Annotated in this window: 17 protein-coding genes; 6 read left to right on the plus strand and 11 right to left on the minus strand. The window is 45.9% G+C overall.

All coding sequences use genetic code 11. The features are described 5' to 3' along the window. Positions 1-207 precede the first annotated feature (207 nt). Together priA and QUA62_RS23895 are read right to left on the minus strand one after the other, a co-directional pair. Positions 208-2769, minus strand: a complete 2562-nt coding sequence (gene priA, locus QUA62_RS23890; RefSeq protein ID WP_333407220.1) for a primosomal protein N' — start codon at positions 2767-2769, stop codon at positions 208-210. 79 nt (positions 2770-2848) lie between these two features. Continuing rightward, on the minus strand, positions 2849-3919 hold the full coding sequence (locus tag QUA62_RS23895) for an ATP-binding protein (RefSeq protein ID WP_333407221.1): 1071 nt from the start codon (positions 3917-3919) through the stop codon (positions 2849-2851). Positions 3920-4254: 335 nt separating this feature from the next. Here QUA62_RS23895 and QUA62_RS23900 point away from each other — a divergent pair, with 335 nt between their 5' ends. The 3 genes from QUA62_RS23900 to QUA62_RS23910 are packed head-to-tail and all read left to right on the plus strand — an operon-like array spanning position 4255 to position 5689. Continuing rightward, the gene (locus QUA62_RS23900) at positions 4255-4545 is read left to right on the plus strand and encodes a hypothetical protein (protein ID WP_333407222.1); all 291 of its coding nucleotides are present in this window, start codon (positions 4255-4257) and stop codon (positions 4543-4545) included. Further along, positions 4535-5479 (plus strand): fused MFS/spermidine synthase, encoded by a 945-nt coding sequence (locus QUA62_RS23905; RefSeq protein ID WP_190662030.1) that lies wholly within the window; start codon positions 4535-4537, stop codon positions 5477-5479. The genes QUA62_RS23900 and QUA62_RS23905 overlap by 11 nt, the downstream gene beginning before the upstream one ends. Positions 5480-5518: 39 nt before the next feature. Then, complete coding sequence (locus tag QUA62_RS23910; RefSeq protein ID WP_333407223.1) at positions 5519-5689, plus strand: YqaE/Pmp3 family membrane protein; 171 nt, start codon at positions 5519-5521, stop codon at positions 5687-5689. Between the two features lie 132 nt (positions 5690-5821). Here QUA62_RS23910 and QUA62_RS23915 read toward each other — a convergent pair whose 3' ends face one another. Further along, positions 5822-7102: a lipid-A-disaccharide synthase gene (locus tag QUA62_RS23915; protein WP_333407224.1), complete on the minus strand. Its 1281-nt coding sequence runs from the start codon at positions 7100-7102 to the stop codon at positions 5822-5824. Positions 7103-7138: 36 nt separating this feature from the next. Between QUA62_RS23915 and QUA62_RS23920 the strand changes: the two genes are divergently transcribed. Next, positions 7139-7615, plus strand: coding sequence for an ankyrin repeat domain-containing protein (locus tag QUA62_RS23920; RefSeq protein WP_333407225.1), 477 nt, complete (start codon positions 7139-7141; stop codon positions 7613-7615). A 105-nt stretch (positions 7616-7720) separates the two neighbouring features. On the opposite strand, the gene QUA62_RS23925 is transcribed toward QUA62_RS23920, so the two are convergent. The 5 genes from QUA62_RS23925 to QUA62_RS23945 all read right to left on the minus strand — a co-directional run bounded on the left by QUA62_RS23925 (position 7721) and on the right by QUA62_RS23945 (position 13842). Continuing rightward, positions 7721-8755 carry a calcium-binding protein gene (locus tag QUA62_RS23925; protein ID WP_333407227.1) on the minus strand — a complete coding sequence of 345 codons (1035 nt, stop codon included), beginning with the start codon at positions 8753-8755 and terminating at the stop codon, positions 7721-7723. 321 nt (positions 8756-9076) lie between these two features. Further along, a complete protein-coding gene (locus tag QUA62_RS23930; protein WP_333407229.1) occupies positions 9077-9976 on the minus strand; it encodes a calcium-binding protein in 900 nt (299 codons plus the stop codon). A gap of 321 nt (positions 9977-10297) precedes the next feature. Next, positions 10298-11287 (minus strand): calcium-binding protein, encoded by a 990-nt coding sequence (locus QUA62_RS23935; protein ID WP_333407231.1) that lies wholly within the window; start codon positions 11285-11287, stop codon positions 10298-10300. A gap of 208 nt (positions 11288-11495) precedes the next feature. After that, a complete protein-coding gene (locus QUA62_RS23940) occupies positions 11496-12572 on the minus strand; it encodes a calcium-binding protein (protein WP_333407233.1) in 1077 nt (358 codons plus the stop codon). A 283-nt stretch (positions 12573-12855) separates the two neighbouring features. Further along, positions 12856-13842: a calcium-binding protein gene (locus QUA62_RS23945; protein WP_333407235.1), complete on the minus strand. Its 987-nt coding sequence runs from the start codon at positions 13840-13842 to the stop codon at positions 12856-12858. A gap of 103 nt (positions 13843-13945) precedes the next feature. On the opposite strand from QUA62_RS23945, the gene QUA62_RS23950 reads away from it, so the two are divergent. Next, positions 13946-14158: a hypothetical protein gene (locus tag QUA62_RS23950; protein ID WP_333287569.1), complete on the plus strand. Its 213-nt coding sequence runs from the start codon at positions 13946-13948 to the stop codon at positions 14156-14158. Positions 14159-14164: 6 nt separating this feature from the next. On the opposite strand, the gene QUA62_RS29500 is transcribed toward QUA62_RS23950, so the two are convergent. From QUA62_RS29500 to QUA62_RS23960, 3 genes are all read right to left on the minus strand, one after another. Then, positions 14165-14515, minus strand: a complete 351-nt coding sequence (locus QUA62_RS29500; protein ID WP_445301709.1) for a hypothetical protein — start codon at positions 14513-14515, stop codon at positions 14165-14167. Positions 14516-14581: 66 nt separating this feature from the next. Next, complete coding sequence (locus tag QUA62_RS29505; protein WP_445301710.1) at positions 14582-15241, minus strand: hypothetical protein; 660 nt, start codon at positions 15239-15241, stop codon at positions 14582-14584. 158 nt (positions 15242-15399) lie between these two features. After that, positions 15400-16383 carry a calcium-binding protein gene (locus QUA62_RS23960; protein ID WP_333407237.1) on the minus strand — a complete coding sequence of 328 codons (984 nt, stop codon included), beginning with the start codon at positions 16381-16383 and terminating at the stop codon, positions 15400-15402. Positions 16384-16917: 534 nt separating this feature from the next. Here QUA62_RS23960 and QUA62_RS23965 point away from each other — a divergent pair. Next, positions 16918-20913 (plus strand): magnesium chelatase subunit H, encoded by a 3996-nt coding sequence (locus QUA62_RS23965; protein WP_333407239.1) that lies wholly within the window; start codon positions 16918-16920, stop codon positions 20911-20913. Positions 20914-20990: the final 77 nt, after the last annotated feature.

The following is a 20990-nucleotide window of genomic DNA, read 5'->3' on the forward strand; positions in this document are numbered from 1 at the left end:
GGTTTACGCTTCAACCTGATTGCAGGTATCTATAACTATGAACTTAACCTTTCAGAATGACTTTTGCAAGAGGTCTATTGTTGGTTTCCGACATACATGGTTGGTGAAACCCGCCCCTACGATGGGCCGGTAGGGGCGGGTTTTACCAAGAATATTTGAGGCTGATAAACAATCTACAAAAACCCGCCCCCACCCAACCAATAACCCTCAACCAAAATTCAACGGATCGACATCAATAGTTAAACTAACAGAACGCGGCGTGCGATCGCGCAATCCGATCAAATCCGACAAATCCACCGACTCATCCAAAGGCAACTTCAGCAAAATCTGCCACCGATAGCGATTTGCTACCCGCATAATCGCCGCAGGTGCAGGCCCCAACAACTCACACCCCGCTACAGACAATCGCTCAATATACTCCTGACAAACCGACGCCAATTGTACCGCAGTCACCGCCACTTCCGCCGCATCTACACTGCTCAACCGCAACAATACCAGCCGCCCCGAAGGTGGATAATTCAGCGCCGCTCTTTCTGCTAATTCTGTTTCCACAAAATCTGCATATTCGTGCCGCCTAACTGCTTGAATTACCCGGTGTTCGGGAGTGTAAGTTTGAATAATTACCCGCCCCGGATCGTCGCCTCTGCCTGCACGGCCCGCGACTTGAGTTAATGTTTGAAAAGCTCGTTCGCTTGCCCGATAATCCGATAAGTTCAGCAACCCGTCAGCAGACACAACTCCCACCAATGTGACTCCAGCTAAATCCAACCCTTTCGTCAGCATTTGCGTACCCAACAAAATGTCAGCTTCCCCATTGGCAAATTGCGTTAACAATCTGCGGTGATCGCCCTTATTTCTAGTCGTATCGCTGTCAAACCGGATTGCCCGCAATTCTGGAAATAATCTCGTTAATTCCTGTTCGACTCGCTGAGTACCGCTGCCAAAGTTTTTGAAGTAAGGAGAACTGCATTCCGGGCAGTTTTGAGGGTGTCGTTCCGTGTGATTGCAGTAGTGACAGCGCAATATTTCTGCGGTTGCTTCGCCGACGTGGTGATAAGAAAGCGAAACATCGCAGTTCGGGCATTCCATCACATAGCCGCAACTTCGACAAGAGACAAAGGTACTGTGTCCTCTTCTGTGAATAAATAGAATACCTTGCTGTTGTCTTGCTTGCAATTGTTCGAGGGCATTTTGCAGGGAAGCACTGAAAATTGAGCGGTTTCCTTGCCGCAATTCTTGGCGCATATCGACTATTTCCACAGGTGGCATCGGGCGCGAATAAATGCGATCGGGCAATGATAAATAATGGATATTTGGTAACGAGTAATAATCTCTTCGCGTCCCGACAAAAGTCTCTAAAGCTGGCGTTGCGGAACCTAAAATTAAGGGACAATTTTCTAATTCGGCGCGCCATTTGGCAACGGTGCGGGCGTGGTAGCAGGGGGCTGGTTGGTCTTGTTTGAAGCTGCTGTCGTGTTCTTCATCGAGGATAATTAAGCCGAGGTGAGGTAAAGGCGCAAAAATAGCCGATCGCGTGCCGATGACAATTTGCGGTGTTCCAGTCAGCATCTGACGCCATGTATCGTAACGTTCGCCGTCGGATAGGGCGCTGTGGTACACGCAAATTTTCTCGCCAAAACGGGCGCGGAATCGATCGGTAAGTTGCGGTGTGAGGCCGATTTCGGGAACGAGTACGAGGGCAGATTTGCCGCTGGCTAAGATGGGGGCGATCGCCTGCAAATACACTTCGGTTTTCCCGGAACCTGTAACGCCGTGCAGCAGCACTTGACGGAATCCCGAAAAAGAGTTAATAAACGCTAAGGCTTGAGCTTGAAAATGAGTTAAAGTTTTTGGTGCATCGGGCAATTGAGAAATTCCGCGATCGCCCCTGAGAACTTCCCTTTGGTCAATTACAACGCTACCTTTTTGTTCCAAATTTTTGACAACAGAAGAACTCGCGCTGCAAATTCTCAGCAAATCGTTCATCCACATTTCACCGCCACCGCGCCGCAAAACTTCCAATACTTCTTGTTGCCGCTTGGTTAAATCTGTGACAAATGCACTAGCAATTAATGTCACTGCCGGTTTGAGTTGTGGTTTTGGAGGATTGGGCGGTTCTAAATAACTTTCTACCCAACCGCGTTTCAATAAATCTTTCAATCCCCGATAACTTCCCTTAACTTGGCGCTGGAGGTATTGCCAAGTGTAATCGCCGTTTTTTTGAGATTGCAGCAATTGTAAAATTTGACTGGCTGCGGGATTGAGAAATGTATTGGCATTCGGAGAAATTGCGTCCTTAATTAAGCGAATTCGGCGCACGGAACGGCTTAACAAACCGGGCGGCAGCGAGGCTCTAATTACTTGAATTAATGGTGTGCAATAATAGGTGGCAGTGCGATCGAGCAATTCCCAGTAAGTCGGTGGGAAAAATCCCGTACTGACAACATCTTCGACATCTTTAACCCGCGCCGCATCTAAGTCTGGCGGCAGTTGAGAAATGAACCGAATTGCGATCGCGCCTACCTGTTGACTGCCAAAGGGTACACTCAAAATATCCCCTGGTTGCACGGTAAGTTCCGCAGGTAAACGATAGGTAAATAACTTATTTTCCTCCCCAGACGAGTCCCCCGCAACCCTGAAAGGAGAGTCCACCAATACCTCGATCCACTCTGCCCGCACTGTGGGGCGCTGTGGCGGTTCGCTGCTGCCGTAGGATGCCCCGGCCTCTGCCGCTATAGGGGTTGACAAACCAAAAGTGACAGTAGACATAGGGTTGCACATCAAACTAGGAGGAGCCGCGGTCAAAGGGAGTTTTCATTATCCCTCAGTTTAGCTCGATCGATCGATCTTAGCTGCGGGAATTGGCGATCGGAATCTCGATCACGAATTCAGTCCCTTCTCCCATTGCGGATATGCACTCCAACCTCCCGCCGTGTTTGTCCACAACAATTTGATAGCTAATTGACAGTCCCAAGCCCGTTCCGTGACCGACTGGTTTTGTGGTGAAAAACGGATTGAAAATTTTGCCTTTTACAGCTTCATTCATTCCCAAACCATTATCTTTGATGCTAATTCTCGTCCAATTTTCGGAAAAAATAGAAGTAGTAATTACAATCTGGCTGGGGTGGGCTTCTATTTCCCCTATGGAAAGCTTTTGATCTCGCTCCCGCACGGCATCAACAGCATTATTAATGATGTTCATAAATACCTGGTTTAATTGCCCCGCATAACATTCAATTTTCGGCAATTGTCCATAATTCTTAACAATTTTTATAGCCGGATGACCGGGTTTTTCTTTAGTTAAGTTTTGCAAAATTAACAATGTGCTGTCAATTCCTTCGTGAATATTAACTGGTTTCTTTTCTGCTTCATCTACCCGCGCAAAGTTGCGTAAAGTCAGCACAATTTCACGGATGCGCTCGGAGCCCACTTTCATGGACGAAAGAGTTTTCAACAAATCTTCGCGCAGAAAGTTGAGGTCAATTTTGTCAATAAAAGCTTCAATCTCTGCATCTGTTTCGGGATACCGATCCTGGTACATTGCGAGCAATTTTAAAATGTCGCCAGCGTAGTCATTGACATAGGTAATATTGCCGTAGATGAAGTTGACGGGATTGTTGATCTCGTGGGCGATACCAGCTACCAAAATTCCTAAAGCCGACATTTTTTCGGCTTCGATCAATTTGAGCTGCATTGTTTGCTGGTTTTCCAGAGCTTTTTCTAGGGTAGACATTCTTGCTTTTAAAATATTTTCGGAATCTCTAAATTCCTCAGTGACTATTTTTAGCAAAGATTCTTTTTTTTGATTAAGGGCTTCTAATTGGTTGCGTTCGCTTTCCGAAGTTTCGAGTTTTTTCCGCAGGATTCGATTTTCCTTTTCCAGCTCTTTGATTCGGTTTTCCCAGTCTGTTGGTTCCATCGGCTATTATTTTGAACCTAAAAATAGTGTATGAACAGTTTTATTAATAAATTTAATTGCACCCTTTACCTAGTTATAATCTCGGCGACCATCGCCTCGGCAAATTTGTCCGGAAAATTCAACACTTCCTTTAGTTTGCTCGATCTAAAAATCTTATCTAAGATACATTCAAAATGTCAACATATTAATAACAAATCTCGTTAAAACCGATCGCTACTTTTCTTCCCTGTACTCGCATTTGTGGGCTTTTCATCCGATTATTGATAAATAAGCAGGGCGATCGCAAACTTATAAAGGCGGGCCCAGCGCGAAAAATTGCCCGATTCAGACAACCTTTGTACAAAACCCGTGGGCAATGCAAAGCGAAAATATTAAATGTGAGTGCGATCGACTCCGGGGCGACGGGAAAAGTGCGATCGGCTGGGCGCGCGATCGCCCACAAGCAATCTCAAGTAACAAGCTCGTTGCTCTCTCCCAGAACGCAATCACACTATAGCATTGCTGAGAAATCTCACTTTAATGTGTCGATCGTACTCACACACCCGCACCATTTTGTGCTAATAACTACTACTTGTGACAACATCGACACAGCAGTTTATATTTGGAGAGTAATTGATGTCAGGTAGCGAAGTTCGTGCCGATTTTTGGATGAGCGAGTACATTACCCCTTGGGATATTTACGTTCACGGCGTCATCGCGGTGCTCGCTTACAAGAAAACAGCCTATCAAGAAATGTATGTCGTTCAGACCGGTACTTACGGCAAAGGCTTAGTTTTAGACGGTAAGTGGCAATCTTGTACAGGCGACGAGTTTCTGTACCACGAACCCCTGGTGCACCCAGCCATGATTTGTCACGGTTCACCCAAAAAAGTCCTCGTTCTCGGCGGCGGAGAAGGAGCTACAATTAGAGAAGTGCTGCGCTGGAAAACAGTTGAAAAAGTCGTGATGATCGACATTGACGGCGAAGTAGTAGAAGCTTGCCGCGAACACCTGCCAGAAATGCACCAAAATGCCTTTGACGACCCCCGCTGCGAAGTAGTAATCGGCGATGCTTTGGACTATTTAGACAAAACTGACAATGATTGGGATATTGTCATTTCTGACTTGTCCGATCCCATAGAAGAAGGCCCATCTTTCCAGTTGTTTACCAAAGAGTATTTTGAGAAAGTTCGCAGCGTAATGTCACCTAACGGATATTTCGTAGTGCAAGCGGGCCCAGTTTCTCCGGCCGAAATGAAAATGCACGCTCGCATTGTAAATACCCTTAAATCTGTTTTTTCCAATGTTCAATCCTGCACCAGCTTTATTTCTACTTATGGAGCTCCTTGGGGTTTTGCCGTAGCTTCTAATCAAGAAATAAATACGCGACCCGATCCCGAAGCTACTGACAAATTACTCGCCGAGAAAACAACTGGCGGGTTGCGGATGTTCGACGGAATTACACTGTTGGGGTTGATGCAAGTTCCCGGTCACTTACGGCAGGTAATCGCCGCTGAAACCGAAGTTTACACTATGGCAGCACCGCCTAAGTTTTTCGGGAAAGGTTCTGTCAGTCAGTGAAGTTAAATTGAAAGAGAAAACTCGTTTGGAGTAACTGAGATGAGCAATTTAATTCGCATAGTCGCTGCAATTTTTCTTCCCCCTCTGGGCGTATTTTTGACGGTCGGCATCGGTATGGATTTTTGGATCAACCTGGTTCTCACGTTTTTGGGCTTTATTCCCGGTATCATTCACGCTGTTTGGGTGATTGCTAAGCACGATCGAGCTTAACTTGAGGGCAAATCCAGTTTTTGGATAATAAACAGGCAAGAGAAAATAAACTTTCTTTTGCCTGTTTTCACGAATTAATCTGGATTAAATCTGCATTCATCCGCGTTCCTCTGCGGTTAAAAATAAAAAAATCTAATTCTTATGACAATTAGATTGCACCTCAATTTCTTCACAAACTAATTCAGCAATTTTTTTTGCCGCGCCTGATTCTCCTCGAACCGCACGCAAACGATCGCCCATTTGTGCTAATTTATCAGGATGGCTCAAATAGTCGATCGCCAATTGAGCCACAGCATCGGGTTCCAGCTTCCCAATTAACTCCGGCACAATCTCCTCCTGTGCCCAAATATTCGGCCAAGCATAAAGCTTTCCCTTTCCCAATTGCCAGATTAGCCAATTAATCGCAGTCGCAAAAGCTGAACCGACTAACGGCAAATTTGCCAGCAATCCCGGCAAACCATCCCAAGCTTTCATCGCATCCAATTGCTGCGTCGGAATCAAAACAATCATCGGTACGGCTAACGAACCCAATTCGGCAGTATTCGCTCCCACAGTAGTTAAGCACAGGCTGCATTCTGATAGCAAATCGTAGGCGGGCGTCTGCGTCCAAAGTTCTACTTGCAAGTTATTTGCTGTCTGCAAAAACGGCCGTTCTGTTAAATGAAGTTCGGCGCTAGCGTTCTCAAATAAATGCAGGCAAGGATTTTGTTCAGGGTCGGCAAAACCTGCTAGAGTTTGCACATCTATGGTAGGAGCAACGGGAATTACAAAGCGAGTTTCAGGGCGGATGCGGTGGATGGATTGGGCGATCGACAAACATAACGGTACACCTAAAGCTAATTTAGCCGCTTTAGAACCGGGCAACAATCCAATTAATTCTATTGTCCGTAGGGGCGGTGCCCCCGTGCTCGCCCTGCCCGATTTCCCGTTCGCTACTTCGGAAATCAAATCTCCGACAACTGTAAATTTCTTAGCATATTTTTCGGGAATTTTAGCAAAAACTTCGGGTTTCATCGCCGCAAATTTATCAATCCAGCGATACCACCGCGCGTCCCATTCAGCATAAAGAACAGTGCGATATTTTAGCCTTTTGCCAATAACAACCGTAAAAAATTGATCGCCGCCTAAAAATAAAACAACTCCTGTTTCGTGCCAATCCCAATTTTCAGCAGTTTTGCCAGATAATAGGAATGGAAAAAAATGCTCCGGCGCCTGCACTCTGTCCACTTCTGGGTAGGAACAGGCTATTTCTGCTTCTTTCCCGGTGGCGTGCGGACAGGGGGACAGCACCACAGAGATTCGCGCTTGAGTGCCCGCCTTTCCCAATTGCTCGCGCAAAGCTTGCACGGCGGGACGCACCCAAGTTGCCAATTCTCCGGGGCCGTTGGAGAGGATTAAAATATCTACTGCCATAGGATTTAATATTTGAGAGGATGCAACGGAGATTTTATGACAGATTTAATTAATGCCGTCAAGACGGGTGATGTTGCGGCTGTAGAAAGTGCGATCGAACAGCGTGCAGATATCAATGCCAAAGATGAGGAAGGTGCGACTGCTTTGACGACGGCGGCTGAGGCTGGCAATTCGGCGATCGTCAACAAATTGCTGGGGGCTGGTGCGGATGTCAACAGTCACGACAATGACGGGTGGACGCCGTTAATGAGTGCCGCTGCTGCCGGACATACCGAGATTGTACAGCTTTTGCTGGAGGCGGGAGCGGATGTGAATGCTAAAACTAATTTTGGTTTGACGGCTTTGATGAGTGCAGCAGGTAGCGGGCGCACTCAAGTTGTGGAATTTTTAATCGATAAAGGAGCTGATATCAAAGCTAAGGATAATAATACTTGGACTGCGTTAATTTGGGCGTCTTCGGAGGGCCACAAAGATGCGGTTGAGGTTTTGAAGCTAGCGCGCGTTCGCCATTAAAGACTTAGAAGCCGGGTTTATTCGAGAAACCCGGTTTCTGGAGGGTACAATTAATTATCCCACCGAAAGCAGCAATCAGGCAAATCCCGAATAGCTGCGATATTTCTATCCAAGTAAAAGTGTCCCAAAAGAAGATTCTGGTAATAAATTCAACTTGAGATTTCCGCCACCTTCAATAACTGCGATCGTGTCACCGCGGCTGGTTTGGCTAACTCCATTTTGATCGAAGGGCAAGCCGTTCGTTTGGATTGCTAAATCTCGATTATTGTTGGTGGGAACCAGAATGTAGCTATCTAAGGAAGAGTCACTGATTTCGATTCTATCCTGACCTTGGGTAAAGTTCCGAATTGTAGCAAAACCCGGCCCAATGTAGAAAGTTTTAAATCCACGAAAAAACGCTCTACTGCCTATTAAAGGTTCCCCGAACACGAATGTATCGCGACCCGTACCGCCAATCAGAGTATCGAATTCGTTGCTGCCGTCACTTTCAGTCCCTACGGTGCTGTTAAGGGAGCCTACTTCAACTCCCTTTAATTCGACATCCCCTACCCCTACACCAGTGAGGATATCATTGCCCCGGCTTCCGACAAAAGTAGCGGAGCGCCTCTGCTCAAATTGCCCAAATTTGAAATAATGTTCTCGACCAGTTTTCAAGGCTCCTGAGTTGACAAACGGTGCGATGTCGGGGTTGTCGATTAAGTATTTCGGTTCCCAAAAAGAAGTCGCAAATCTGCCCTCTTTATTTCCGAATTTGATGAAGTGCTGGTAGCCATTTTTGAAAGTTTTGTTCTGAACAAGTGGTAGCAGTTCTGGGTTATTTGCTAAATAAAAATCTTCGTTGTAGTCAGGCGATACGCGAGTGCGGCCTTCTTCGTAGCCAAACTGAATAAATTGGTCTAAACCAGACGCAAAAGGCGCGTTTTGATTATTGGCGGTGCGAACAAAGGGAGCAAGATCTAGATTTTGAGCTAGATAGGTTTCTTCGTCAAAGTAACGCGATACTTTGGTGAGACCGCGGGCTTGACCGAACTTTTCAAAGTGTTCTCTGCCGGATTTTATAATTCCTGAATCAATGGCTGGTTTCACCCAAGGATATTGCGCCAGATAGTATTGTTCGTCAAAAATGTCATAATTTGTCATAATTATTTCTCCCAGCTTAGTCTGCTTACTTGTCGGTTAAACTTGATCCACTATTACTAATTCTACTAACTCAGTATGTCAAGTTACAGCACTTGTTAGGTAAATGAAGCACAAAAAATTGGTTGTTGTAGGGGCGGTACCAACAGTGCGCGCCCTTCTGGGTTTTGGAGGTTTACTTGAGCAACATGGAACCTGCTGTAATTATTGTCAAGCCTGTTTTATGATTTTTATGGCAAACAAAACAGTGCGATCGCCCTTTTTGCGAATGTGCGATCGTACTCCCCAGCAGACAAAGGTGAACCGATACCAGCGTCAAGATTTCTATCCAAGGAAAGATGTAAAAGTACCTGATTTTGGTAATAAATTTAAACTGAGATTTCCGCCGCCTTCAATAACAGCGATCGTGTCAAACGGAGGGGTTATGGTAACTCCATTTTCAACCAAGGAATAACCCCTGGTTTGGATAGCTAAATCTCGATTATTGTTGATCGGAAACATCAATATGTTTTCTAAGGGCGGACTTATCTGGATGGTATCCTGACCTTGAGTAAAGTTCCGAATTGTAGCAAAACCCGGCCCGACGTAGAACTGGTAGGGTGCGAACGGGTCCCCCAACTTGGAGTTTCGGAGAACATCGGCAAGTACGAATGTATCGCGACTACTACCGCCAATAAGAGTATCGAATTCATTGCTGCCGTTACTTTCATACCATGGGATGTTGTTTCCAGGTAATAAACCTAATTTAACTCCTATTAATTCGACATACGCCACCCCGGAACCACTGAGGATGTCATTGCCGGAAGTTCCGAAAACAGTCGCACTGGTTGCGAATTGAATGAAATGCTGGTAGCCACTTTTAAAAGTTCCATTCTGAATAAACGGCAGCAAATCTCGCCGACTTTCTAGATACAACGCTTCGTCATAATCAGGTGATACTTGACTGCGACCCTGTTCGTAACCGTATTGGATAAAGTGGTCTAGTCCTGTAGAAAAAGGCGCATTTGGGTTGTTGGGGGTGCGGATAAAGGGTTTGAGGTCTGGATTTCCTTCCACGTAAGTATCTTCGTCAAAATACCGCGATATTTTTGTGAGGCCGCCGGCTTGACCGAACTTTTCAAAGTGTTCTCTGCCGGATTTTATAATTCCTGCATCAATGGCTGGTTTGACCCAAGGATATTGCGCCCGGTAGTATTGTTCATCAAAAATGTCATAATTAGTCATAAGTTTTGCTCCAAGCTGAGTCTGCTTACTTGTCGGTTAAACTTGATCCACTATTACTAATTCTACTAACTCAGTATGTCAAGTTACAGCACTTTTTAGGTAAATGAAACACAAAAAATTGGTTGTTGTAGGGGCGGTACCAACAGTGCGCGCCCTTCTGGGTTTTCGAGGTGTACTTGAGCAAGATTGAACCTGCTGTAATTATTGTCAAGCCTGTTTTATGATTTTTATGGCAAACACAAAAGTACGATCGCCATTTTTGCGAATGTGCGATCGCACTCCCCAGCAGACAAAGGTGAATCCCTACCAGCGTCAAGATTTCTATCCAATGAAAGATGTAAAAGTACCTGATTCTGGTAATAAATTTAAACTGAGATTTCCGCCGCCTTCAATAACAGCGATCGTGTCACCGCCGTTGGTTTGGATTTCTAAATTTCGATTGTTGGTGGGAACCAGAATGTAGCGATCTAAGAAAGACCCTCCGAGTTGAATACGATCCTGACCTTTGGTAAAGTTCTGAATTGTAGCAAAACCCGGCCCATGGTAGAACTCTTCAACTCCAAGAAAAAGCTTGCCGAACAAAGCCTCGCCCAACACGAATGTATCGCGACCAGTACCGCCAATCAGAGTATCGAATTCGTTGCTGCCGTCACTTTCAGGCAGTGGGGTGCCGTTAAGATTTTCTCCAACTTCAACTCCAATTAATGTGACATTCCCCACACCAACGCCTGTGAGGATATCATTGCCGGGGCTTCCGACAAAAGTAGCGGAGCGCCTCTGTTCAAATTGCCCAAATTTGAAATAATGTTCTCGACCAGTTTTCAAGGCTCCTGAGTTGACCAACGGCGCGATGTCGGGGTTGTCGATTAAGTATTCCGGTTCCCAAAAAGAAGTCGCAAATCTGCCCTCTTTATTTCCGAATTTGATGAAGTGCTGGTAGCCATTTTTGAAAGTTCCGTTCTGAACAAGTGGTAGCAGTTCTCGGTTATTTGCTAAATAAAACTCTTCGTTGTACTCAGGCGATACGCGGGTGCGGCCTTCTTCGTAGCCAAACTGAATAAATTGGTCTAAACCAGACGCAAAAGGCGCGTTTGGATTGTTTGGGGTGCGAACCAAGGGAGCAATCTCTGGATTTTGAGCTAGATAGGCTTCTTCGTCAAAGTAACGCGATACTTTGGTCAGGCCGCCGGCTTGACCGAACTTTTCAAAGTGTTCTCTGCCGGATTTTATAATTCCTGCATCAATTGCTGGTTTGACCCAAGGATATTGCGCCCGGTAGTATTGTTCGTCAAAAATGTCATAATTAGTCATAAGTTTTGCTCCAAGCTTAGTCTGCTTACTTGTCGGTTAAACTTGACCCACTATTACTAATTCTACTAACTCAGTATGTGAAGTTAATTATTGTTAAGCCTGTTTTATTATTTTTAGGGCAAACACAACAGTACGATCGCCATTTTTGCGAATGTGCGATCGTACTCCCCAGCAGCAATCAGGCAAATCCCCAATAGCTTCGAGAATTCTACCCAAGTAAAAGTATGGAAAAAGAAGATCCTGGTAATTGATTCAAATTGAGATTTCCGCCACCTTCAATAACAGCTATCCTGTCAAAGCTACTAAGTTCGGAAGATCCATTTGGACGCAAGACTGACAAGCCGTTCGTCTCGATAGCTAAATCTCGATTGTTGTTGATAGGAAATACCAAGAATTTATCTAAGGGATCTCCGTCAGAATTACCTGATGCTAGCTGGATGCTATCCTGACCTTGGGTAAAATTCCGAATAGTAGCAAAACCCGGCCCGATATAGAGCCTGGTTGGGGAACTGAATCCCTTACCACCACTGCCTGGTAAAAGGTCACCGAGCATGAATTTATCGCGGCCGCTACCGCCAGTGAGAATATCGAATTCATTACTGCCCTCACTTTCATAATTTCGACCGGGGATGGAAAAGCCATCACTGTTTGTAACATAACCTACTTCAACTCCAATTAATTCGGTATTTCCCACCCCAGCACCGGTAATGATGTCATTCCCGGAAGTTCCGATAAAAGTCGCAGAGCGGTTTGGATCGGAAGTTCCGAACTTGAAGTAGTGTTCGCGACCGGTTTTCAAGGCTCCAGAGTTGACAAGCGGCAAGATGTCGGGGTTTTTTTGTAAGTATTCTGTTTCAAAAAATGAAGTCCCAAACTGACCGTCTTTGATGCCAAATTCAATGAAATGCTGGTAGCCATTTTTAAAAGTTCCATTCTGAATAAACGGCTGCAACTGTCGGTTATTTGCTACATAAAACGCTTCGTCATACTCAGCAGATACGCGAGTGCGACCTTCTTCGTAACCGTATTGGATAAAGTGGTCTAGTCCGGTCACAAAAGGTGCATTTGGGTTGTTGGGAGTGCGGACTAAGGCAGCGATGTCTGGGTTGCCAGCGAGGTAAGTAGCTTCGTCAAAATACCGCGATACTTTGGTTAAGCCGCCGGCTTGACCGAACTTTTCAAAGTGTTCTCTTCCAGATTTGATAACTCCTGCATCAATGGCGGGTTTGACCCAAGGATATTGAGCAAGGTAGTATTTTTCGTCAAAAATTGCGTAGTTAGCCATGTTTTTATACTACGGATTTAAGGATTTTGATATTTAGAAACCAGGTTTCTGAACCGTACAATTAATTAATAAAGTTGTCAAGTTTCTGTCAGGGTACTGTTCGATACTGGCACGATGAACACGGTTCTCGGTATTTGACAGCCGAAGCAAAAGCTGAGCCAGCAGAAGAACAACTCGATCGCTATCGACAGCAATTTGGCAACTGCTATAATCTGAGTTCAGTAGGGTGCGTTATTAACGCACCCTACCATGTTAACCGAGAAAGAGATAACCGAGGTTCCAGTTATTTAAGGAATAGGTAGAAAGTGCCGTCTTCCTTTGGCTGAATTGTAGACCAAGATAAATCTGGTCCCTGAATAATACCAATTGTTTCATATCTTGGGCTGAGGATTATGAGCTCGTTAGCATCCGAAAGTGTTGTGTAGAGATCGGGACTTCCTGCCAACTGGATCTTGTCCAAGTCTTCATCAAAGTTCCGAATTGTAACTACACCGGTGGCAACCGCATAGAGTTGACGGGATGTGGGGTTACCGGAGGTAGCAGGAACTCCGAGTACGAATGTATCTCTCCCAGGGCCGCCGATCAGGACATCAGATTCATAAAATCCCAAGCTTTCATACTGCCGATTGCCTTGGGGATCGATACCTACTTCCACTCCTATCAGTTCGTTATTCCCCACACCAACGCCTGTGAGGGTGTCATTGCCGGAAGTTCCGACAAAAGTAGCGGATCGGTTTGGCTCGTTTTTTCCGAAATTGAAGTAGTGTTCCCGACCGGTTTTCAAGGCTCCAGAGTTGACAAACGGCACAATGTCGGGGTTTTCTTTTAAGTATTCCGGTTCAAAAAATGAAGTCCCAAAACGACCGTCTTTGAGTCCGAATTGAATGAAATGCTGGTAGCCTGATTTGAAATTTCCGTTCTGAACGAACGATCGCAACTCTGAGTTATTTGCCAAATAAAACTCTTCGTTGTATTCAGGTGACACGCGGGTGCGACCCTGTTCGTAGCCAAACTGAATAAATTGGTCTAAACCAGACGCAAAAGGCGCGTTTGGATTGTTTGGCGTGCGAACCAAGGGAGCAATATCTGGATTTTGAGCTAGATAGGTTTCTTCGTCAAAGTAACGCGATACTTTGGTCAGGCCGCCGGCTTGACCGAACTTTTCAAAGTGTTCTCTGCCGGATTTTATAATTCCTGCATCAATAGCCGGTTTCACCCAAGGATATTGCGCCCGGTAGTATGGCTCGTCAAAAATTTCATAATTAGTCATAAGTTTTGCTGCAAGCTTAGTTTGCTTACTTGTCTGTAAAAATTGACCCACTATTACTAATTCTACTAACTCAGTATGTCAAGTTACAGCACTTTTTAGGTAAATGAAGCAAAAAAAATTGGCTGTTGTAAGGGCGGTGCCAACAGTGCGCGCCCTTCTGGGTTTTCGAGGTTTACTTGAGCAACATGGAACCTGCTGTAATTATTGTCAAGCCTGTTTTATGATTTTTATGGCAAACACAACAGTGCGATCGCCATTTTTGCGAATGTGCGATCGTACTCCCCAGCAGCAATCAGGCAAATCCCCAATAGCTTAGAGATTTCTATCCAAGTAAAGGTAGATTACCTCTAGAGCCTAAAGATAGATTATCTCTAGTTTCTGGTAATAGATTCAACTTGAGATTTCCGCCACCTTCAATAACAGCGATCGTGTCAGAGGGAGTGGTTTCGGTAACTCCCTTGTTAACGACGAATAAGCCCTTCTTTTGAATAGCTAAATCTCGATTATTGTTGATGAAAAATACCAATAATTGATTTGAGGAAATCCCTATATCGAGCGTATCCTGATCTTGCGTAAAGTTCCGAATTGTAGCAAAACCCGGCCCGATGTAGGACAGGTAAGTGTAAACCGCCGATCTACCACCCCCTAGAGTGCGAGTTCTACGGGTCAACACGAATATATCGCGGCCGCTACCGCCAGTTAGAGTATCGAATTCATTGCTGCCGTCACTTTCCTAATATTACCTGTGGATAAAAATTTTATTACTTTGTGTAGTGTAACCTAATTGAAATCCTATTAATTGGGTATACCCCACCCCTACACCAGTGAGGATGTCATTGCCGCAAGTTCCGACAAAAGTAGCAGATAGGTTTGGCTCGTTTTTCCCGAAATTGAAGTAGTGTTCGCGACCAGTTTTCAAGGCTCCCGATTCGACAAGCAGCCGAACATCGGGGTTGAATTGTAAATATCCCGGTTCAAAAAATGAAGTCCCAAACTGCTCCTCTTTGAGACCGAATTCAATGAAATGCTGGTAGCCGTTTTTAAACGTTCCATTCTGAATAAACGGCAGCAAACCTCGGTTAGTTGCGAGATAAAACGCTTCGTCATACTCAGGCGATACATGGCTGCGACCCTCTTGGTAACCGTATTGGATAAAGTGGTCTAGTCCGGTCGCAAAAGGCGCGTTAGGGTTGAATGTGCGGACAAAGGGTTTAAGGTCTGGATTTCCCTCAAGGTAAGTATCTTCGTCAAAATACCGCGATATTTTTGTGAGGTCGGCGGCTTGACCAAATTTTTCAAAGTGTTCTCTTCCAGATTTGATGCTTCCTGCATCAATGACCGGTTTCAGCCACGGATATTGCGAAAGGTAGTATTGTTCGTCAAAAATTGCGTAATTCATAGGTTGCTGTTTAAAGTAAAGTACGATCGTACTTTTTTATAGAACCAGCGCCCACCACCAATAAAAAATCATTAATCATCAGCATTAGCTCATGACTAATGACTAATAACTAATGACTAATGACTAATGACTAATGACTAATGACTAATGACCAATGATTATCCAATCAAGAAAGTACCATTACCGTTAGATTCTTGGAAAGTCAAACCCAAGCTTGCTCCTCCTTCAATCACGCCCAGCACATCTCCAAAACGCTGGATTGACAAATTGTTGCCAACCGGAGTCAGGCTGTAGCCGTTTAAAGAAGTTCCTTGCAGTTGGATAAAATCGCTTTCGATGTCAAAGTTGCGAATCGTAGCTTGACCGTTACCCAAATACAGCGGTGTCGGGGTGACATTCCCCGCTGTAGCAGGAACTCCGAGTACGAATATATCAGCTCCCGGACTGCCAATCAGGACATCGAATTCATTGGTGCCAAAACTTTCATACTGGCGGTTGCGGCTGGGGTCGATACCTACTTCCACTCCAATCAGTTCGGTATTCCCCACACCAACACCAGTGAGAATATCGTTGCTGCGGCTACCAACAAAAGTTGCGTCGCGGCTTGGCTCGTTTTTGCCGAAATTGAAGTAGTGTTCCCGACCAGTCTTCAAGGTTCCAGAGTTGACAAACGGCACGAGGTCGGGGTTTTCTTTTAAGTATTCCGGTTCAAAAAATGAAGTCCCAAACCGACCTTCTTTGGTCCCGAATTGAATGAAATGCTGGTAGCCTGATTTGAAAGTTCCGTTTTGAATAAACGGTTGAAGTTCAGAGTTGTTTGCTAAATAAAAGGTTTCGTTGTATTCGGGTGATACTTGGGTGCGGCGCTGTCCTTCATCGTAACCGAACTGGATAAAGTGATCGAGGCCGGTCGCAAAAGGCGCGTTTGGGTTGACTGTGCGGACGAAAGGTGCGAGGTCTGGATTGCCAGCAAGGTAAGCATTTTCGTCAAAATAACGCGATACATTAGTTAGACCGCCTTCTCGCCCAAATTTTTCAAAGTGTTCTCTCCCAGATGAGATGACTCCTGCGTCAATGGCTGGTTTGATCCAAGGATATGAGGCGAGGTAGAATTGTTCGTCGAAAATTGCGTAGTTAGCCATGTTTCCCCCTAAAGTTTTGATGAGTTTGAGATTCTATAGCAATTAGCTATCCATCAACTCGATCGCCAATCAGGAATTTAGACAAAACAGACGTTATGAAATGGTTTTAAATTCCTGGTAAAGTGTCAATCTTCATGACGCAGCAATTATCCGAAGGCTACATTCTGCTTTCAGAAATTATGCCTTTTTCCCCTCAGTTAATTGCTCGATCGCAAGTTTGATCACTTCTACAAAACTTGAAACTTTTTTCAGGATTTCTTTCTCAATCGTTGGTTAATTTTTAATTATTTTTATCCAATCCTTTACTTGAATTCATATAACTACTATTTTGTCAAGTAAATTTTTGTAAATAAAAATTGGAGTATTTGCTCAAGGAATTTAGAAGAAAATGTAACGAAAAGTTGCCCTAAATTTGTCGAATTGTGTCATGTGCAGGCTCAAATCGCCTAATGGCAAGCGTTTTCTGGTAAAAATGCTTATGGGATAAAAAAATTCCCGATTCCCGAAAACAGCATCTTAAAGGAGCCTAACCGGATGTTCACTCACGTCAAGCCCACCATTCGCCACGTCGTGCCGGAAAACTTGCAGGGGCGATCGCTCATGAAGGTGGTCTATGTCGTACTGGAACCGCAGTATCAAAGCGCCCTGTCTGCAGCGGTTCGAGCGATAAACAAGAAAAATCCGAATTTGGCAATAGAAATCAGCGGCTACCTGATCGAGGAACTCCGCAGCCCGGAAAATTACGAAGCCTTCAAGCGGGATGTGGCGGATGCCAATGTATTTATTGCTTCTCTAATTTTCATCGAAGATTTGGCAGAAAAAGTGGTAGCGGCAGTTGAACCGCTGCGCGACAGCTTGGATGTCGCCGTCGTCTTCCCGTCGATGCCAGGGGTGATGCGCCTCAATAAAATGGGCAGTTTCTCGATGGCACAATTGGGACAAAGCAAAAGTGCGATCGGCGAATTCATGAAAAAACGGAAGGAAAAATCCGGGAGTTCCTTCCAAGACGGAATGCTGAAACTGCTGCAAACTTTGCCGAAAGTGCTGAAATATTTGCCCATCGACAAAGCCCAAGATGCCCGCAACTTCATGCTGAGTTTCCAGTATTGGCTGGGAGGTTCCCAAGAAAACTTGGAAAACTTCTTGCTGATGCTGTCACATAAATATGTATTCAAAGGCCAGGAACAGCTAACTTTCCAAGATCCGGTGGTTTACCCGGATATGGGAATTTGGCATCCTTTGGCACCGTCGATGTTTGAGGATGTAAAAGCCTACCTCACCTGGTACAACGCCCGCAAAGATATTTCTGCTGACCTCAAAGACCCCCTCGCACCTTGCATCGGCTTGGTGTTGCAGCGGACTCACTTAGTCACCGGAGATGACGCGCACTACGTAGCAATGGTGCAGGAATTGGAGGCAATGGGGGCGCGGGTGGTGCCGATTTTTGCCGGCGGTTTGGACTTCTCGAAACCAGTCGAAACTTTCTTCTTGGAAGTTGGGACCAAAGGTGTTGCGCCGCTGCCGATCGTTGATGCGGTCGTTTCTCTGACTGGTTTTGCGCTGGTGGGCGGCCCGGCGAAACAAGATCACCCGAAGGCGATCGAGACTTTGAAAAAGCTAAACTGCCCTTACATGGTGGCTTTGCCGCTGGTTTTCCAAACGACGGAAGAGTGGGAAAATAGCGATTTAGGCTTGCACCCGATTCAAGTTGCTTTGCAAATTGCCATTCCTGAGTTGGATGGCGCGATCGAACCGATTATTTTGTCGGGACGTGATGGCGCAACTGGCAAGGCGATCGCCCTACAAGACCGGATCGAAGCAATTTCCCAGCGCGCCATGAAATGGGCAATGCTGCGCCGGAAACCAAAATTAGATAAAAAAGTTGCGATCACAGTTTTCAGTTTCCCGCCGGACAAAGGCAACGTCGGAACTGCCGCTTATTTGGACGTTTTCGGCTCGATTTACCAAGTATTGAAAGCCTTAAAAGGCAACGGTTACGACTTGCCAGAATTGCCGGATTCCGCCGAAAAACTGATGCAAGAAGTCATCCACGACGCAACAGCCCAATACCAAAGCCCGGAATTAAATGTTGCTTACCGGATGTCCGTAGCTGAATACGAAGAATTCACTCCTTACTCGGAACGCTTGCAAGAAAATTGGGGCCCGCCTCCGGGACATTTGAACAGCGACGGACAAAATTTGCTGATTTTCGGCAAACATTTTGGCAATGTGTTTATCGGAGTGCAACCTACTTTTGGATACGAAGGCGATCCGATGCGGTTGTTATTCTCTCGTTCCGCCAGCCCGCACCACGGTTTTGCTGCTTACTACACATATTTGGAGCGCATTTGGGGTGCGGATGCGGTGCTGCACTTTGGCACTCACGGTTCGCTAGAATTCATGCCGGGTAAGCAGATGGGAATGTCTGGGGATTGTTATCCCGACAGTTTGATCGGCAAAATTCCTAACCTCTATTATTACGCCGCCAACAATCCCAGCGAGGCAACAATTGCCAAGCGCCGCAGTTATGCTGAAACAATCAGCTATCTGACTCCTCCGGCTGAAAATGCTGGTTTGTACAAAGGTTTGCAGGAACTCAGCGAGTTAATTGCTTCTTATCAAACTTTGAAAGAGACTGGGCGCGGTGTGCCGATTGTTGATGCGATCGTCGAAAAATGCCGTTTGGTGAATTTGGACAAAGATATCGCCCTACCTCCGGAACAAGAAAGAGGGGTTGCTGCGGGAATGACTTCGGAGGAACGGGACAATTTAGTTGGCTTGGTTTACCGCAAGTTGATGGAGATTGAGTCGCGGTTGTTACCTTGCGGTTTGCACGTTATCGGTAAGCCGCCGACTGCGGAAGAGGCGATCGCAACTTTGGTGAATATCGCCAATTTAGACCGCGAAGAAGACGGGCTGATCAGCTTGCCACGGATTATCGCTAACAGTCTGGGACGCGATATCGGCGAAGTTTACACTAACAGCGACAAAGGCATTTTAAGTGATGTCGAATTGCTGCAAAACATCACCTTGGCCTGTCGGGATGCCGTTGGCGCTTTGGTGAAGGAACAAACCGACGCTGAGGGCCGAGTTTCCCTTGTTTCTAAGTTGAATTTCTTCAACATGGGCAAGAAAACACCTTGGATTGATGCGCTGCACGCCGCCGGTTACAAAAAAATCGATCCTGAACCGATTAAACCGCTGTTTGAGTATCTGGAATTCTGCTTGCAGCAAGTTTGTGCGGACAACGAATTAGGCGCTTTGTTGCGCGCCTTAGAAGGCGAGTATGTTCTGCCTGGCCCCGGTGGCGATCCGATTCGCAACCCGGATGTTTTGCCGACGGGCAAGAATATGCACGCTTTAGACCCGCAGTCAATCCCTACAACGGGGGCGGTTAAGTCTGCTAAGCTTGTAGTCGATCGGCTGTTAGAAAGACAGCGCGTTGATAACGGCGGAAATTACCCAGAAACGATCGCCGTTGTGTTGTGGGGAACCGACAACATCAAGACTTACGGCGAATCCCTCGCCCAAGTAATGTGGATGGTGGGAGTGAAGCCAGTTCCCGACGCTTTGGGCCGGGTAAACAAACTCGAATTGCTTTCTTTAGAAGAGTTGGGACGCCCTCGGATCGACGTAGTAATTAACTGTTCCGGCGTATTCCGCGACTTGTTCATCAACCAAATGAATTTGTTAGATAAAGCCGTGAAAATGGCAGCGGAAGCCGACGAACCGTTAGAGATGAACTTCGTCCGCAAACACGCCCTGAAGCAAGCGGAAGAAATGGGAATCAACCTGCGACAAGCAGCAACCCGCGTATTTTCCAATGCTTCTGGTTCCTATTCATCTAACGTCAACTTGGCGGTGGAAAACAGCACTTGGGAAAGCGAAGCCGAGTTGCAGGAAATGTACTTAACTCGCAAATCCTTCGCCTTTTCTTCTGACAATCCCGGAACAATGGAACAAGATCGGCAGATTTTTGAATCATCTTTAAAAACTGCGGAAGTCACTTTCCAAAACTTGGATTCTGCCGAGATTTCCCTAACCGACGTGTCGCACTATTTCGACTCCGACCCGACTAAATTGATCGGCAGTTTGCGCGCAGATGGGAAGAAACCGACATCCTTTGTTGCTGATACAACGACAGCCAACGCGCAGGTGCGGACGCTATCAGAAACCGTGCGTTTAGATTCGCGGACTAAGCTGCTGAATCCGAAGTGGTACGAGGGGATGTTGTCGCACGGTTATGAAGGTGTGCGGGAGATTTCTAAGCGTCTGGTGAATACGACTGGATGGAGTGCGACTGCGGGCGCTGTGGATAACTGGGTGTATGAGGATGTCAACACTACGTTTATCCAAGATGAGGAGATGCAGAAGCGTTTGCTTAACTTAAATCCTCATTCTTTCCGCAAAATTGTCAGCACTTTGCTTGAGGTGAATGGCCGGGGTTATTGGGAGACTTCGGAGAACAATTTGGACAGATTGCGTGAACTTTATCAGGAGGTGGAAGACCGGATTGAGGGGGTAGAGTAGGATAGTTTGGGGCAGGCTTTTGGGCCTGCCTCTTGACTATGATTAGAATATTCCACTTGGTAGCGATACCTGTGGCT

It is taken from the genome of Microcoleus sp. MON1_C1 (assembly GCF_036701945.1).
GTDB lineage: Bacteria > Cyanobacteriota > Cyanobacteriia > Cyanobacteriales > Microcoleaceae > Microcoleus.

Coding starts and splice junctions, on each gene's coding strand:
- QUA62_RS23920 (WP_333407225.1), top strand. CDS start 7,139: ATGACAGATTTAATTAATGCCGTCAAGACGGGTGATGTTGCGGCTGTA.
- QUA62_RS23945 (WP_333407235.1), bottom strand. CDS start 13,842: ATGACTAATTATGAAATTTTTGACGAGCCATACTACCGGGCGCAATAT.
- QUA62_RS23895 (WP_333407221.1), bottom strand. CDS start 3,919: ATGGAACCAACAGACTGGGAAAACCGAATCAAAGAGCTGGAAAAGGAA.
- QUA62_RS23905 (WP_190662030.1), top strand. CDS start 4,535: ATGTCAGGTAGCGAAGTTCGTGCCGATTTTTGGATGAGCGAGTACATT.
- QUA62_RS23935 (WP_333407231.1), bottom strand. CDS start 11,287: ATGACTAATTATGACATTTTTGACGAACAATACTACCGGGCGCAATAT.
- QUA62_RS23925 (WP_333407227.1), bottom strand. CDS start 8,755: ATGACAAATTATGACATTTTTGACGAACAATACTATCTGGCGCAATAT.
- QUA62_RS23910 (WP_333407223.1), top strand. CDS start 5,519: ATGAGCAATTTAATTCGCATAGTCGCTGCAATTTTTCTTCCCCCTCTG.
- priA (WP_333407220.1), bottom strand. CDS start 2,769: ATGTCTACTGTCACTTTTGGTTTGTCAACCCCTATAGCGGCAGAGGCC.
- QUA62_RS23960 (WP_333407237.1), bottom strand. CDS start 16,383: ATGGCTAACTACGCAATTTTCGACGAACAATTCTACCTCGCCTCATAT.
- QUA62_RS23930 (WP_333407229.1), bottom strand. CDS start 9,976: ATGACTAATTATGACATTTTTGATGAACAATACTACCGGGCGCAATAT.
- QUA62_RS23965 (WP_333407239.1), top strand. CDS start 16,918: ATGTTCACTCACGTCAAGCCCACCATTCGCCACGTCGTGCCGGAAAAC.
- QUA62_RS23915 (WP_333407224.1), bottom strand. CDS start 7,102: ATGGCAGTAGATATTTTAATCCTCTCCAACGGCCCCGGAGAATTGGCA.
- QUA62_RS23950 (WP_333287569.1), top strand. CDS start 13,946: ATGAAGCAAAAAAAATTGGCTGTTGTAAGGGCGGTGCCAACAGTGCGC.
- QUA62_RS29505 (WP_445301710.1), bottom strand. CDS start 15,241: ATGAATTACGCAATTTTTGACGAACAATACTACCTTTCGCAATATCCG.
- QUA62_RS23940 (WP_333407233.1), bottom strand. CDS start 12,572: ATGGCTAACTACGCAATTTTTGACGAAAAATACTACCTTGCTCAATAT.